The 14,935-nt window shown below is 56.5% G+C and carries 17 protein-coding genes; 5 read left to right on the forward strand and 12 right to left on the reverse strand.

Features of this window, described 5'->3' with window-relative positions; translation table 11 throughout:
• Nucleotides 1-7: 7 nt before the first annotated feature.
• From VQ067_RS32220 to VQ067_RS32240, 5 genes are all read right to left on the reverse strand, one after another.
• A complete protein-coding gene (locus tag VQ067_RS32220) occupies nucleotides 8-589 on the reverse strand; it encodes a hypothetical protein (protein ID WP_021018570.1) in 582 nt (193 codons plus the stop codon).
• The gene (locus tag VQ067_RS32225) at nucleotides 579-1,046 is read right to left on the reverse strand and encodes a Lar family restriction alleviation protein (protein ID WP_021018571.1); all 468 of its coding nucleotides are present in this window, start codon (nucleotides 1,044-1,046) and stop codon (nucleotides 579-581) included. The genes VQ067_RS32220 and VQ067_RS32225 overlap by 11 nt, the downstream gene beginning before the upstream one ends.
• Nucleotides 1,047-1,077: 31 nt before the next feature.
• The gene (locus VQ067_RS32230) at nucleotides 1,078-1,380 is read right to left on the reverse strand and encodes a DUF7740 domain-containing protein (RefSeq protein ID WP_121784753.1); all 303 of its coding nucleotides are present in this window, start codon (nucleotides 1,378-1,380) and stop codon (nucleotides 1,078-1,080) included.
• A gap of 101 nt (nucleotides 1,381-1,481) precedes the next feature.
• Nucleotides 1,482-2,228, reverse strand: coding sequence for a hypothetical protein (locus VQ067_RS32235; protein WP_340080974.1), 747 nt, complete (start codon nucleotides 2,226-2,228; stop codon nucleotides 1,482-1,484).
• Between the two features lie 149 nt (nucleotides 2,229-2,377).
• Complete coding sequence (locus VQ067_RS32240) at nucleotides 2,378-2,890, reverse strand: hypothetical protein (RefSeq protein ID WP_010792877.1); 513 nt, start codon at nucleotides 2,888-2,890, stop codon at nucleotides 2,378-2,380.
• A gap of 112 nt (nucleotides 2,891-3,002) precedes the next feature.
• Between VQ067_RS32240 and VQ067_RS32245 the strand changes: the two genes are divergently transcribed.
• Nucleotides 3,003-3,812, forward strand: coding sequence for a hypothetical protein (locus tag VQ067_RS32245; protein WP_019438440.1), 810 nt, complete (start codon nucleotides 3,003-3,005; stop codon nucleotides 3,810-3,812).
• Here the strand turns inward: VQ067_RS32245 and VQ067_RS32250 are convergent.
• Nucleotides 3,782-4,897, reverse strand: coding sequence for a hypothetical protein (locus tag VQ067_RS32250; protein ID WP_010792879.1), 1,116 nt, complete (start codon nucleotides 4,895-4,897; stop codon nucleotides 3,782-3,784). The two genes, VQ067_RS32245 and VQ067_RS32250, sit on opposite strands and share 31 nt — an antisense overlap.
• Nucleotides 4,898-5,110: 213 nt before the next feature.
• On the opposite strand from VQ067_RS32250, the gene VQ067_RS32255 reads away from it, so the two are divergent.
• Nucleotides 5,111-6,640, forward strand: a complete 1,530-nt coding sequence (locus VQ067_RS32255) for a GGDEF domain-containing response regulator (protein WP_019438442.1) — start codon at nucleotides 5,111-5,113, stop codon at nucleotides 6,638-6,640.
• Nucleotides 6,641-6,693: 53 nt separating this feature from the next.
• On the opposite strand, the gene VQ067_RS32260 is transcribed toward VQ067_RS32255, so the two are convergent.
• From VQ067_RS32260 to VQ067_RS32280, 5 genes are read right to left on the reverse strand one after another with little or no spacing between them, the layout of a single operon-like run.
• Nucleotides 6,694-7,926 (reverse strand): hypothetical protein, encoded by a 1,233-nt coding sequence (locus VQ067_RS32260; RefSeq protein WP_019486171.1) that lies wholly within the window; start codon nucleotides 7,924-7,926, stop codon nucleotides 6,694-6,696.
• A 13-nt stretch (nucleotides 7,927-7,939) separates the two neighbouring features.
• Complete coding sequence (locus VQ067_RS32265; RefSeq protein WP_070091434.1) at nucleotides 7,940-8,515, reverse strand: hypothetical protein; 576 nt, start codon at nucleotides 8,513-8,515, stop codon at nucleotides 7,940-7,942.
• The gene (locus VQ067_RS32270; RefSeq protein ID WP_019486169.1) at nucleotides 8,508-8,825 is read right to left on the reverse strand and encodes a hypothetical protein; all 318 of its coding nucleotides are present in this window, start codon (nucleotides 8,823-8,825) and stop codon (nucleotides 8,508-8,510) included. Before VQ067_RS32270 ends, VQ067_RS32265 begins: the two co-directional genes overlap by 8 nt.
• A complete protein-coding gene (locus VQ067_RS32275) occupies nucleotides 8,818-10,188 on the reverse strand; it encodes a hypothetical protein (protein WP_042857286.1) in 1,371 nt (456 codons plus the stop codon). Before VQ067_RS32275 ends, VQ067_RS32270 begins: the two co-directional genes overlap by 8 nt.
• Nucleotides 10,170-10,901 (reverse strand): hypothetical protein, encoded by a 732-nt coding sequence (locus VQ067_RS32280; protein WP_042857285.1) that lies wholly within the window; start codon nucleotides 10,899-10,901, stop codon nucleotides 10,170-10,172. Before VQ067_RS32280 ends, VQ067_RS32275 begins: the two co-directional genes overlap by 19 nt.
• Nucleotides 10,902-11,349: 448 nt before the next feature.
• On the opposite strand from VQ067_RS32280, the gene VQ067_RS32285 reads away from it, so the two are divergent.
• Nucleotides 11,350-11,676 (forward strand): hypothetical protein, encoded by a 327-nt coding sequence (locus VQ067_RS32285; protein ID WP_042857284.1) that lies wholly within the window; start codon nucleotides 11,350-11,352, stop codon nucleotides 11,674-11,676.
• Nucleotides 11,677-11,908: 232 nt separating this feature from the next.
• Here the strand turns inward: VQ067_RS32285 and VQ067_RS32290 are convergent, their stop codons facing one another.
• Nucleotides 11,909-12,199: a hypothetical protein gene (locus VQ067_RS32290; RefSeq protein ID WP_170831729.1), complete on the reverse strand. Its 291-nt coding sequence runs from the start codon at nucleotides 12,197-12,199 to the stop codon at nucleotides 11,909-11,911.
• A 650-nt stretch (nucleotides 12,200-12,849) separates the two neighbouring features.
• Between VQ067_RS32290 and VQ067_RS32295 the strand changes: the two genes are divergently transcribed.
• The gene (locus VQ067_RS32295; protein ID WP_010794288.1) at nucleotides 12,850-13,863 is read left to right on the forward strand and encodes a hypothetical protein; all 1,014 of its coding nucleotides are present in this window, start codon (nucleotides 12,850-12,852) and stop codon (nucleotides 13,861-13,863) included.
• A gap of 21 nt (nucleotides 13,864-13,884) precedes the next feature.
• Complete coding sequence (locus VQ067_RS32300; RefSeq protein ID WP_223218636.1) at nucleotides 13,885-14,931, forward strand: ParM/StbA family protein; 1,047 nt, start codon at nucleotides 13,885-13,887, stop codon at nucleotides 14,929-14,931.
• Nucleotides 14,932-14,935: the final 4 nt, after the last annotated feature.

The raw sequence follows: 14,935 nt of genomic DNA on the forward strand, positions 1-14,935 counted from the left end.
TGTTCGGCTAGCTGTCATCTCGGACCTGGGGACGGATCGTCCAATTGGCGCAGATATTAAGAATCAAATCCTCCACAATCCCCAAGAGTATTTCGGTGGCGATCGCTCCCTCCTCAGTAATAGGGTCAGACGATAAATTCACAGTAAACCTATCTGCTGTGGCGGCGGACCTTTCGCGCCAAATGTGAGTCATGGCCTCGATGCCGGCCTCGCGACCTATGCACTCCAGAAAAGCCCGCCCAAAACCTTGCTTTCGGAGTTCGCGATCAAGATGAATAGCAACTAACTCGACCTGGATGATCAACTCGCGCTCCACGATTGATACCGAGTGGTCGATTGTCGCTAACCCCTTCAAAACACCGTTTACGTGGAGCTCGTAGCAGGGGACGTCCGAGAAGTCTTTTATCGACATGGGCTCGTCGACCAGGCGCGGTGATGGGAACAGCGTCTGACGCTCCTCGATAGTCGTCATCTGGAACGTCACCATCACTTTATCGTCTTTGTTCCCGCTCCTTCTGGGCTGGCCCCACGCATCCACAAAGCGCGGTGGCATCCCAATATCCTCACAATCAATCACATCATGGCTCATAAGCGGGGGCTTCCTCATGCTCAACGCTAGTCGATCTCAAGGGCGAGGCCCAGGTATTGGATGGAGACTGAGGCTCTCCCTCAAGTGGAAGCGTCAGCAGTGACTGCCCAGCCTCTGCGAGTTCAACCTGCGCTTGAGCATGGTCATAGCGGACAACGGCGATCGCGCCGGTAGGGATCATCCTGGCTTTGTTGAAACAGGTGACAGCTACATCGGCATCGGTTAGGAGTGCCTCCACTGCCTCGGTACTGAGGAAGCCGAGCACCTGCAGGTCGCCGGTGGAGCTTGAGCGCGATTCGTCTACCCCATTCCAGGCGGCAATGGCTTCTGCCTCGGAGTCCTTGATTGGGCCGCGCGCTCCACAGCACTGGCACTGGATGAAATGGCCCGCCAGACTCTGTTCGGCGAGCAAGTTGATGGTCTTGCAGTACGGGCAACGAGCGTTCTGTTGGCTCATCCGTCGCTCCTTTTGCGAGTTGATTCCGATGTTAGGCGGCAGGTGAAGGTTTCTGGATGGCACTGGCTGCTTGAGACTTGGCCATCGACAGCTTGATGTGTGGTGCTACGCGCTCAGCCGGCAGATCCATACAGATGACCTCATCGGGAAGGTTCACCAAGTGGTGGATGATGTAACGGCACGGCGTCTTGTGGTTGATCACATCAAAGAGCGATTGCCTGTCCCGGCGCTCTACTCGCTTGAGTAAACGCTTCGCCGTTGCCACGACGGCAGCGTCGGTCCGATGGTAAGTGGCTGCCAACGCGAGGCAGAGAATTACGTCTAATGGGCGCATAGGGTTCCTCACGATAGGAAGGCCGGAGCCCCGGATACTACCGGGGGACCGGTGTCATTCAGAGCCAAAGTGGTGGGCTGTAATCCACAGCTGGCGCGGGGTTAGCCAGTCACGGTGGAGTTATCCACGCTTGCGGTGCCGGCAAAGAACTTCTCGATAGATTCCTTGCACTCGATGTAGAAGGGGCCTTGCCAGTCGCGTACCCACTCAGGTGCGAGCCGAGCGTGAATGAAACCGTCAGACTCGTGGGTGTTGTCCATGATCGCCAATACATAGGGCCGGTCCATCGCAAGGACCTCGGGCGTCACGTCAATCTGCGTAGGGCCAGGGTCTACGCCTACCGCGTTGTCGTTCTGCCAGGCTTGAGGATGAAAAGTTGCGTAAACCCGGTGCCCATCTTCCGAGGTGTCATCGTTGGCCAGGTATTGTGCGAGCGGAGCAGTTACCGGTGGGAATGAGGGTTGCCTTGCGGGTGGAACAGCCTCGAGCAGGAAAATTACCTCTCGACCTTCAGACGTCCTGTCCTGGCCGTAGCCGGCGCAGATTCCCTCCAGGATCTCCAGTTCGGCCGTCTCTGCAAGACGGAGCAACTCCCCGCTGGTGTCGGCGACCAGGGTTTTGGGCACCATGCCCAGATCGCTCAAGGCATCCAGGAACTCTCCTAGGCCACCTTCCTGCTCCAGTCGTGGGGATAGGTACTTCAGGTATTCGATCAGCGCTTCTCGTTTGCTGCTGAAGAAGAGCGGCCCCTGGATTGCGTCCATGGCGGGCTCACCCAGTGGATAGTCTGCAAACACCAAGCACCACTGTTCGGGTATCGGATACGTGATGTGGGGCTGTTGCGTCATGGTGTACTCCGCGTCTGTGTCGATGGAGTCCATGTTCATGTCTGGCGGAGGGTGCCAGAAGCCGGGCATTGCGAGTATCTGGGCCAGGCGGGTCGCCAATACTGGTCTTCGGTGCCCAACAATCGTATTGGAGGCCCGCCCAGCCCACACTACAGCGTGATCCCCTTCAACTGGTTGTTCAGGACAGCCTCAAGCTGATCGCCGAACCGCGATTGGAGGGCGTGCTCCGTCTTCTCGTTGTACAACGCGAGGATCAGACGGAACGTTCCTTCCTCGTCACCTCGGATGCGGAACAAGGTGTTGGACTTCAAGAGCGGCTTCGCCTTGTTGAACCACTCCACCTCGTCAGCCATTTGCGGTAGAGCCTGCTCCAGGAATTCGTGGGTATCGCTGGCGTCGATCCGAGAAGCAGCCTCGAGGTTGAGCTGATACCCGTGCTCCTTCAACGTCTTTACCATTGCCACTTGCTGGATGGAGTCGATCTCGATCGACAGGGGCTTTTCTTCACCCGGGTCCTGAACGCTCCCCAACCGCTTCCCCTTGAGGAATACGATGCAGGACCAAGCCAGATTTTCGCCCTCACCATCTTCGTGAGTGTGCAGGTCCTTCAGCCGTATGCGGGCAGCAGAGATGGCTTTGAGGTTGTTGATGGTTGTTTCCATGTGAGATGCCTTTGTGGTTTATGGCATCTACATCCTCAATGGCGTCTCTGCGTGCCAGAATCACCCTCTGTGTAGATCCATCTCCCCCCACAACCTAGGGAACCATGCACCCGTGCTGGAGCAAGAAATCAACTCATGGCCGGCAGTCAGCCGTCACCCGCGAGTCAGTTCCACTGTCTTGGTCATCGGCAGCAGAAATGCGCCGGAGTGTGAGGTCGCAAAGGTCTTCGTGACCTGTACTGAAGTGATCACCCCGCACGAGGCAGGTTTCCGAATCGAGTACACAGCCTCAGGCAGCAGCCATGCCTTGACTGGTAAGGGGAGCCTGGCTGCAGGTGTGAACAGGAGCATGAACACGGTGTCGATCGGAGCCAGCGACGGCTTCAACCGTGGGTTCATCACGGTAACGCCTGATGCCCTCCAAGGGCACCGTTTGGGGACCTATCTCATGTGGCGAGTGGTGCAGTTCCTGCACCAATTTCCAGATGCACAGGTTAACCCCATCAGGTTGAGCGATGCCCAAGCATACGAGTCCAATCACGTGCGCAGAAACCGGTTCTACGAGCAGATCGGTCTCCAGTTCGATTATTACGATGGGAAGCATGAGAACGGTAGATCGCGACCGGTGCGCGCCGGTGACCTCATCCTTGTCGAGACCTGGAAACAGAACATTCAAGAACTGGGAATGGCCGACTATCTCAAGCACCAAGACAGCCACGTACGTGGTCTGTGCCACGAGATCAGCACGCTGGCGAATCGCTGCAGTAGCCTTCAAAACGCTCTTGATGATGCGCGTCGACGTCCCATCCGGTGGGGAGTTGTCACCTTCATCGCTAAGCATCTGCACATCATCGGGCCGGCGGTCCTTGTCATGATGGCGGCTTTGGCCGCCTATAGGGCCCTTAACGGCGATTCCAGCTGAGACGATTGGTTCGACCTGAAAACGTCTCCTAGGCCCCGCGGCGGGCCTTCCTGGGCCATCTCCTCCCTCATTCGCTCGACTTGGGCAAATGCGCTGTGTTCGCCTCGGTGATACGAGTCCCAGCACGGTTCCGCCCGTTCGAGGGCCTGGTCCAGGGCCAAAACGAAGTTCACCAACTCGAAACCATCGCGCAGCTGGTGCCTCGCACCGACCTCATGAAGGTCACCGAGATCAATTACCAAGCTTCCCTGCCAACGTTTCGCCCTGAATCTCCAATCAGCCGACTGGAGACGCCGGGTAATAGTCGCCTGGTGGTAAGACGGAAGGCTCTCCAGAACCGAAGCTAGGGTGCGAATTTGTGCGAATCGCCTCCTCCACGACTCACAAACGTGGTCGGTATGTTCCTGGTCTCGTCTCGCGATCCTGTCCAGATATTCGGTAACGGTAAGATTCCCGACCTGGACCTGCCAAAGCCATCCTTGTTGCTCCCTGGGGAGGTAGCTGGGGCTGGTAGCCACCAGAATCGGTATCAGGAGGTGGACGCACTTAGCCCGGTTCAGGTGTTCAACAAGGGCGCCCACGTCTACGGATTCAGCCAGGACCCAATCCGGCTCAAGACCTTGCATTTCGTCTTGAATCCGCAGGCACACCTTCTGGGTATCCTCAAGGCATGAAACCAGAAGCTCGGGGCCGAATGCGCCGGCCTCGAAGCTCAGCGGTAGTCGCGCGACCCGATGGGGGAGGGCAAGTGCCTGGGTGAGGGGAGAAGTCAGCTTCCGTCCACCTGAAAACAGACGTTCAAATCTGGCACCGAGGCGGGCCCGCAACCTCTCGTCAAAATCTCCAGCCTCATGTTGGATCTGCTTCACCCAGGGGGCCGCGGCGAAGCACTTATCAAAGGCCTCAAACTGCCGTTTGGTGTAGTTACCCTCACGTCCAGCTGGGATCAGAAACCAGCCAGCCTCTAGGGCACGTACTACGTCATTGGTTGCTTCGTCAGAATCCTTCCACATCCCTTTGAGGCGCAGCCGGGCGGTACGAAGGTGCATCGGGCAGACCAGTGCATCACGGTTGATTGGGTACATGCTGTTGTCTCCTATGTAGCCTCCATATTCCAGGGACGGGCGCTGTGCCAGAACCTGTCTCTGACCTTGAACAGCCCTCAGGACGGATTCCGACCTGCACCGCCGGGATGGTGTAGGGATTCGTCAGCAGAGGAAATTCCTTCCCACGCGAATTCGCGGGCAGCGGAAAAGGGGCACCCAAAGGACACTATTAGGGTGAGGAGATCCTCCCCAATGATCAGTTCTGTAAACCACGCTTTGCAAACAACCTGGTGGGTACAAGTGCGGCCGAGGCCAAGCCTTCGTCACCGCGATGCGTTTATCCAACTCCTAGCTTCCGCAACCCACATTCTGAGAGACGTCGATGGCAGCTATGTCACTGGAGTACAAGACGTCCTCACCGCAATCCGTAAGGCGCCCTCGTTGACTGAGGCCGTATTTTCTGAGGTCGATCGCATGATGGAAGAGCTTCAATCCGCAAGCCGGCGAGTGAATGACGCAGCCGCTGAAACGTCAGGGCCGGTGGCGCTATTCGTCCCTGGCTTTGGGGTCAGGGCGCAAGAGTTAGCTCGTGGCCTCCAAGGTATGGGGGCGAAGGTCATCACGCTCTGCCACCAGATCCCCTTCAACCCCGAAGATGAGGCCGGAATTCGCCGCTCCAGTATGCTCATCGTCGGTGACGGAGTGCTCAACGATCCAGAGGCCATCCCCTTCATCTCCAAGATCGTGATGACCTCTGAGTCTGATGCCCTGGTCGTGCTTGTCGTGGAGTCCTGCCCTCTGACATTCGAGCAGCGTCGGACAGCCACGGAGCTCGGACAAGTTCGTATCCTGGGACTCGATGATGACATCCGCAACTTGCGCTCCCTATTCCGGAGCCGAAATCGTGACATCGAGATCGAAGGGTATCGGGTGCTGCTTCTGGATGACTCCAGGACCGATGCCTACCTCGCCCGGAAATTCCTCACCGAGGAAGGCCTGATCGTTGAGCACATCCAGCATCCAAGCCAAGTGCTGGAAGCTCTATCCCGATTCCGACCTGATGTTTTGGTGACTGACTTCCACATGCCGGAGGCGAACGGGGACGTCGTTGCCTCGATCATCAGGCAGGACAGGGACGCCACCATTCCCATTATTTTCCTGAGCCGGGAGTCCAACGCCGAGAAGCAACTGCTCGCCTTGTCCCGAGGGGCGGACGGCTTCGTCCAGAAACCTCTGAAGCGAGGAGCCTTCATCAAGGCGTTGAAGTCGATAATCAGCAGGTCCAAGGGATTGGAGTCCAGGATGAGAAGAGACCCCCTGACGAACCTCCTGAATCACGGCCAATTTATGGCGTCCGCCGCGACTGTTCTTGCCGAAGGCCCGCCAAGTTCGTTGGTTCTGATCGACATCGATCATTTCAAGTCGGTCAACGATACCTTTGGCCATCCAGTGGGGGATAGGGTGCTGGTTGGCCTGGCCGAGGTGCTCACCGATTCGCTGCGGACTGATGACTATGTCGGGCGGCTTGGGGGAGAGGAATTCGGCATTGTCATGGTAGGTGCCAATCCAAGCCAGGCGAAAATGGTTGTGGATCGGCTGCGGTCCATCTTTACCGCGATTCAGTTCCAGTCCGAAGATGGGACCTCGTTCAGTTGCTCGTTCAGTGCCGGTGTTGCGATTCTGAATGTAAGCGTGAAGGAAGCGCACCGTGCCGCCGATGAAGCGCTCTACAGTGCGAAACGGAGTGGGCGAGATCGTGTTGAGATCGCCTTGCTTGGATAACTTATCCGCAAAATGAAAGCCCCGCACTCTGCGGGGCTTTTGGTTTCCAGTCTTCAGGCCTGGAGTGTGGTGTTGCGCGGCTGAAACTCCCGCACATTGTCCGGTCGGGTGCTTGGCGGTTGTTCGTCCAGGGACGATGTTTGGGAGTGATCATCCTCTTCCACAGGTTCGGCCTCATGGACGAGCCCGAGCAGCGCGCGCTCCATCATCTCGTCGGTATCGAACTCCGCTATGGGGAAATCAAGCGGCATCTCGACCTTCTCAAGCAGGTGTTTGATGTCTCCATGGGTGAGGCAAGGCTGAATACGCATCAGGCGTACGAGTTGGATAATGGCCTCTTTGTTCATCTCAACGGCAGCCATGCAACGCGACCATACGTTCTTGCGGATCATCGCCAGGCGTGAAGCCTTCAGCGTTGCTTCGGCATCATTTGCTGGCCTGTAGAACGCATGGCGGCCGTCGCCCAACATCAAGAACTTCGAAGCAAGGTCGTCGAACGACTGCAGGTCATCGAAGGCTGCTTCGCTTGCGGTGCCGCGGATGACCTGTTCTGCTGCGCTACCAATCAGAAGCATGTGCATGCGCCAATTGATGAATTGGCCAGTAGCAATCAGGTTCATGTCCGAGAAGATCTTGGCGGTACGGGCATTGAGATCCAGGTCTGCGTAGAAACTGCCATCGATCAGGCAGTTGCTGCCTTTGTAAGCGATGATCCGTGCGGCTTGGTGTATGGCCAAGCGTGTTGTATCAGCCATTGTCACCTGAAAGGCCGGCCGTTGGGCTGGCGTCTGCGCGAACGTTTCAGGGAGAGCAAGTGCTTTAGACATCCCGGAAATCGGGTCGGTGGTTTCAGGCTTGACCTCCTTCTTGGAGGACGTAGCCCAATAGGCGCCACCCAGCAGAGCAGCAACCAGGAGGGCAGAGATGCTGTAACCCAGATTGTCTGTCACCGCTCTGTAAATGCCAGCTGCGCCTACGTACGTTGCCAGTCCTGCGGATGCTGTTGCCCAAACGAAGTGAAGGCCGCGAGCGAAACCATCGCTCATAGACTTCCCCAGCTTCCCGGGATCGGCTTTAACAATCGCCGACACCAGGAAAGCGAAAGCAATCACGATGGAGAGGACGATGGCAGCCGTCGTTGCCGTCTCTACGAGATCACTCGGTCTGTCCTTATAAGTGAACACGGCCAGTACATACAGACCAACTACCAGGCACGACAAAAAGAACGGAGGTACCCAACCCGGCAGAAGCCGGGTTGCCTCCTTTAAATTGCTGAGACTGCTCATCATCCCTCCTTTCTTATGCCTGGGCTTCAGCGGCTACTTCCGGAGCCGGAGTAGCTTCCTTTACCGCTGGCGCAGTAGGTTTCTGTGGCTTGGAAGCCGCGCCCGCCGGCTGTTGAGCTTTGCCATTGTTTTTTTGGCCGGCGGCGTTCTTCTGTTGCTGGCCCTGAGGTTTGGCGTTGCTGCCTTGCTTCTGCTGACCGGTCTGAGTTGCCTTAGCGTTGCCCTGGGCTTGAGTTTGTTGCTCTCCGCCCTTTTTCGCTTTCTGCAGGACAGGTTTAGGGGCTTGCTTCGATTGGCCAGACTGTTGCGCGGATCGAGCGGACTGCCCGCCGCCGTTCCGGTTGAGGTTCAGGTCCTTGTTCACCTCTCGCATTTCTGCATCGAATGCGTTCAAGGCGCGCTCGAATCGGTCGGCAGCCTCATTTGCACGGCGCCGAGTCTCAGGTGAGCCGGCCATTTTCATCTGGAGGATCGTGGTATCAACGCGGGAGGCTTGGATTGCCATACCCACCAGGGTTGCAGATCGTTCGCCAGTGATCCGAACCTCTTTGGTCGGGTGTAGAGCTTCATTGCTGCGTTCATCAGCCATTGTTGTCACCTTGGTTGCTTGGGCCAAAAGACCGGAGCCAGGTCCAGTGCGCTGTGCGCTGGACGCAGGAGTTGAAGAATTCCTCAAGGTCGCGTGAGTGCTTGAGATATGAGGCGGTGTCGTCAGGCACCAAGGCGCCCCACACATCAACCCAGAAGAGATGGGCAGCCTTGTGGGGCAGGTAGCAGACCTCGATGTGTCGATACTCCGGCGTACGGAGGTAGATCTTGCCGATGTAAAGGATCAGCGTGACCGAGAGGATCAACGTGAGGATCTGACGAACAGGGCTGCTTGCTTTTCCTTCAGCCATTGACGGTTTCCTGTGTGAGCGTGATGCGGAAGCCTGTGCGCTTGAGGACCAAGGCAAGAGCCTCGTCGAGATCAAAGCCACCATCGACCAGTGAGGAGAGGAGGCGCACCGAGGCGACGTCCTTAGGTTCACTGACTCCTAAGGTTTGGCTCCAGTCCTTCCAGTGCTTTGTTGAAACTGGGGTAAGCATGGGAACGATCGCGTGGATCTTTCGAATGCCGGAAATGTTCGGGGGAGATTCCGATGCATAGGTGTGGCACATGCGAGCCAGGAACTCGCCTGCGTTCATCCTGGACGCAATGAGCTTCTCGAACTCGGCGGTGCGTCCAGCTTTTCGGAGTGCATCAGGGTCATCCATGCCTTGGCCCAGCGGGACAATGGCCGTGACGATGCCTGCAGGTTCGCAGTTTCTGATCGAGACGATCCCGCCTTCATACCCCGCGATGTCGCCGTCCACCATATGTGCCACCTCGGTGACACCTTCACCTGCGAGGAAGGCCGCCTGACCAGCATTGATGGAAGCCTGCCCAATAGCGGTACCCCAGAACCCCATGAACTGGATCGACCAGCCATCGAAAGTACCCTCAACAGCAATTAGGGGGCCGGGCTTCCTCATGCTGAACAGATACGGGGTGTCCTTCTTGAGCGAGTCGGCGAACATATACTTCTTGTTCCATCGATCGCCTTTGCCGGAAGGCAGGCGTCCCCAGAGACGAACGTCCCCATCAGGATGCGGCCAGTAACCGATGACACGATTGTTCATCGTCCGCCGGTACTTCGAAGGGTTGTTCTCCTCGACCAAGATGTATCCCTTGGCGATGGCTACTTCCCGGGAGATACCTCGCTCCTCGAGTAAAGCCAGAACCTCTTCGGGGGACGAATAGACGCCAAGTCGCATCGTCGCCATCTGCTCATCGTTGTAACCACGATCCGTCTGCAGCTGCTGAAGAAGGTCCGGGTACTTGCGGGCCAGGATTTGGGTCGCTTGGATAATGGCGCGCCCTGGGGAGAGGGGGGCAGGGGAGCCATTGATACGACCTTCAGGATTTTTGTTCGAAGGGGGGGCGACTCGGGCAAGGTCGCATAGGCGCTCTACGATCTCCTTCCTCGAGTAGCCCGATTTCTCCATCACGTCCCACAGCGACGTCGATTCGCCACAGTTCTTCTTGCGCGGACAATGGATCAAGTGGGTTCCAGGATGATGGAAGGCCTCATGCATTCCGCAGGCCGGGCAGAGCATCCGGTATGTCCCTGAGGTCTGAAGCTTCGTCGGCTTCAGGTGGTCGAGCAAGCCTGACGAGACTGCATCTATTTCGGGATACACCTTTTCATGGAGGAATTCGGTTATTGACTGGCGCTGCATTCGGCTGCTCCTGTCGAAACCGCTCGGATGAATTCCTTCGAGGCGCCGGCCTCACTGGCGATTTCAGCTAGCTTCCGCTTCAGGCCGCGACGTACCTTCCATGTCTGCTTTCTTGAGATCTTCAGTATCTCAGCAATCGCGCCGGACTCCTGATTCTCAATAACAGCCAGCCTCAGGATGTGGTGCTCACGGGCAGAAAGAAGGTGGCGGATCTGTTCGATGTATTGGTGGCAGGTTTGGCCGGTCTCGTCCGGTAGAAGGACCCCATCAGCCAGGAACTGAGGTGCGTATTCCAGCGCCTCAGAAAACTGTGCAGACGCGAGCATGTAGTCGGACTGAAGAGAATGGGAGCGAGGACCAAGTTCGGTTACCAGGTCACCCATATTGATAGCCGAGCTGCCAGGAACTTCAGCAAGCACATCCCCGCGTCCGTCCCAACGTATGTAGTTGAGAGCCGCGCCGATGATATGGGCAGCACGTTGATGAGGCTCGACATCTTGATAAAGCTCGATCGCGGAAGCGACGGCCTTGTAGAGCCCGATCTGAAGGATGGACAGGATCTCGTCGTCCGTCAGGCAGACGCGCAGCTTTGAACGAACCTCAGCGATCCACTGTGGTCTTGACTCGGGATGGCAGACGACTTCCCACGGATCGAGCTGCGCGAACTCCTCGCGTGACAATCCCGTCAGCCAATTATTGCGCTGTGAGCGCATGGCCCCTCCTCCGGCAAGAACAGCCGGTCCTAAGCGTCGCGGTGTCGGAAGCCGACACCGCAACAATCTCCAATCGGCTGATTGCCAATTGGCCCCCCCCTCAAACAGTGAGTGCAGCTTTTTCAGCTGTCACTGCACCAACTCCAGTGGCCATCCGCAGATTGTCCGCTGGTAGTTCGCGGCGATTTTATGGGGCAAGAAAAGGACAGGCAACCCAAAAAAGGTGGCTGAAATCCCGCGAAATAGGCGGGTCCGAGGCCGATTTGGTGACATGCGCGCCTAGTTTGTGTGGGCTGGGTCAAAGCCATGGTATGGCGCAACGCCAGTATTCATCAGGGTTTTGGCGCCTGAAAACCGTCAGCGCGTGACACGTTGGTTTTAGCTGCTGGCTGGAAATTGCACCGATCGTCGTTAAGGTCGGGAATGTGTAAATGGGAGTACAAAACTGATGATCGGTGTACACAGCGATGCAATGAAGGCTGTAGCGGGGCATCACGCCTTCGGCGCGCAGAGAGTGAGGGGTTGGTTGGTGGAAAGCGTGGACGGTGTCCCGTCAATAATCGCTCTGGTCTATCAGGACAATGGCGACGTGTGCGCAGAGGTGGTCTGGATGGACCACACCCATGCAGCAGATCTCGACCTCATTGTTGCTTATCTGAATGAAAGAGCTGGCGGGGGAGAGCACCTGGTTGGTGCCCTTCGCAACATCTACTGCGGTGCGCGGCCAATTGATGCTGGTACGAAGCTGGGTTTTAAGGGCAGCACTAAGCACTGAGTGAGCCCTTGGTCTGCTTCCTATATAAAGGGGAGCTTGTCCGCTACCCTGATGACAGCGCCAAGTCCACAAGAACGTCCCCCTTACCAGGCTGCTCAGCAGGGCAGGCAGCAATCCTTCTGCGCCGGTTAACCGAACAAGCCATCGTGCCAGCGCTCGCCTTGGCATCAAGACCTTGGCCATCCTCAATGGGCTACACGAAGTAGCCCACTGCGTGCCCCCCTAAGCCGCATCAGGCCTTCCCTTGCAGTACGACGGCAATCCCAAGGTCGTAACACAGATCAGTGACCACCGCGGCGGGGGGAGTCAGCACCCGCTGAAATGGGAGGATCACCGCGGCTGGTTTAACCCTCTGGATCTCGTTGAGGACCTCGATCAACTGCTCTGTCCTGGTTCCAGATGCTGGCCGGTACTCCCTTAAGTGGACGTCTTTCAATAGCGGCATGGTTGTCACGTCACCGCCAAGTCCAATCCCGTCAACAACGCACGTGATGTATAGGGCAATGGCTTTCTGCGTATCCAAGCCAGCTCGGTAGTTATCGAGCGTGCTTCGGTACCAATAGGGCCTGCCACTGCCTGACACCTCGTCAGGAGGGAGAACGGTGTTGCGCAGTTTCCGCATGGTGGGCCGAGAAATGTGGAGGTGGTTAGCAGCCTGGACGGTGGAGAGTCGTTCCATATGGGGAAATTGGGTAAGTGCCTTGAAGAAGCAAAATCCTAAGAAATCCGTACTATTACATTAGACGGGGTTTTAACCAAAAATAGGGGAACGCAGTCGGCCCGCGTCCTGCCGTTTCAATGGTGAATTGCTTACCTAATTTACCCAAAAAACCTACTGAAGAGGTCATTTTGCGAAATTCTGGCTCTCGAAGGCGTTCGTGTGGGGCCATAAATGTCGTCATGGGGCGGGATAAGGGATTTAAGGGCCGGTGTTGGCCTGGAGATGCCTAGAAAGGACGGCTAAGGGCATTTATGGGTGATTTTCAGACTCATTGCGGAAACGGAATTTAGATCGGATTCCGGGCGTGAAAGGGGCCTTACGGGGCGATATCGGGGAGTTCTAGGGCGGGAAAAGGATGCTTGCGCCGGTTAAGGCCGATTAGAGGCGAATAAGGGGAGAAGAAAATGCCCAGAATTTCCGAAAATTACAGAAAACATTCAGTAGGGTGACTTTTGAAGAAGGAAATCCGTGATGCCCTGGCTAAAGGGTATGTTGATGAGTACGAGCACTCGGTAAGGCGCCGGTCAGAGACATTTCTGGCGCTCCTCAATTCCCTGCGTACCGCAGCCCGGTCTGCTACCGAAAAGCTCATGCAGCTTGAAATCGCTCTTTCACGTTTTCCAATTGAGCAAGACGGGAGAACCATCTCCACTTTCTGGAAATGGAGAGCCTCCCGGAAATCGTCTGGCTCTCTCCGGCTCTACCTAAAGTGCAACGAGCGGATTGAGGGACGACTGCAGAGCTACCGAAAGGCCATCCTTCCTGATGCCGAGCCTGACGTAATCGATCTGCTAACTTCGCTCCTGGGGAAACGGCTTACCACTGAATTTCTCAACGACCTGGGTGACCTTCTCCACTTTTCAGAACGTGTGAGTCGATGGGCGCATACGTTAGGAATGCCTCTAGACATTGACGTCGTTCGCTTTGGCTCGGTGATCAGCGCTTGGGTTGGTGCGATTGAACGGCTGGGGGGCAGCGCTCCAATGAAGCTTGAAACCTTGATTGGCCGTTTCGAGTTGGTCGACTCAGAACTTCAGGAGGCCTTAATCGAGTTCAACCAGGCCAGGCAGCCTGTACGATATAGGTCGATCATCTGCCGCCAGGATGTCGATCAAAGTGATCCGCTGGGCCCATCGCAGCCTATCTTCAGGGTGGTCAGAATTTTTAATCGGGTCACTGGGGCCCGGAAAACTGAGCCGATCGAAGAGTTCAAGCGGAGCATGCTCCGCGCGGAGATGAAAGCGAGCTTGGCTAAAGAGTTGGGGCGAAACCCGACACCTGGTGAGGTAGCTGAAGCAATAGGGCGTCAGAAGAGGAGGCCGCCGACGCAGTGGATCACGAGTGATGTCATCTCTCACTGCTACCTGGGTAAGCATTCAGGCAGCATCCTTAGGCAACAAAAAACTATCGCAGCGTCTATGGATGAATGGCTCGCACTACGCGGCCTTTTTCAAGCGTTGCTTTGACCATGAGGGGATTTAATGTCTATGAAGCTTGAGCAATTGGTTGCCATAGATCTGGGCAACGGCTCGACGAGCTACAAGGCCGGTAACGGTGCCAGCGGGGAATATCCATCCTTGGTTGCACCCTATGCCGGCAGCAGTCTTGGTGGAGCCCTCAGTCGGGAAGTCTTCACCACGAAGAACGGTCGTCGCTACCTGGTGGGTGATGATTGCAGGGAAGAGGGTGCGCGCTCTCGTAGCACAGACTCGAGCTTCTACAAATCCGACGAGATTCGAGTGCTCTTTCTGAAGGTGCTGAAGGATGCGAATATCAAGAACCCGGTCATCGCTACAGGATTACCGACCGAATTCTTCGCCACCCACGCGGCCGAGTTCGAGGCCGATCTGAAAAAGTGGGCACGAGAAGACGGCTACCATCCAGAGCTGGTCAAGATCCTTCCCCAGTTCGCTGGCCCATGGTTCGATCCAGAGCTCGAGGACGAAGAGGGTAACCCGCTTGATCCCAACGAAATGGTCAAAGGTAAGTACGGCATCATCGATATCGGCTACGGCACGATCGACGGTGGGCAGTTCAATAATGGTCGTGTCAGTGATATCCGATACGGCGAATCCAGTGGCGTCTCTGACATCCACAAAGCGATCTACACCTCTCTGAGTAACCCTGAGCAGTTGAACGAGCTCATCACGAAGAAGGGAGCGAAGCTTCCGAAAAACTTCGCATTAGACAACCAGATCAACGAGTACACGATGGATGTCTGGCTGAGGGAAGGCCACTTCATCTGGCGTGGAACCAAGATCGATATGGAACCGATCAGCTTTCCCGCGCGCCAGGCTTTCACCGATCAGACCATTCCTCGCTTCATCAAGCAGTTGTGGGGCTCAACTGATTTCCTGAAAGGGATGGTAGCCGCCGGCGGTGGAACTACCGTTCTTGGCCGCCCTCTCTTGAAGCGCCACATCACCTGCCCGATCTACAGCGCAAAAGACCCTGACAAGTCGATTGTCCGCGGGTACTACCGCTTCATGGTCAGTCAGTATTTCAAAGAGCATGCTTTGATCCGCCAGGGGTAACGCA

Source organism: Pseudomonas sp. KBN12P06040, from assembly GCF_037574965.1.
Lineage (GTDB): Bacteria > Pseudomonadota > Gammaproteobacteria > Pseudomonadales > Pseudomonadaceae > Pseudomonas > Pseudomonas aeruginosa.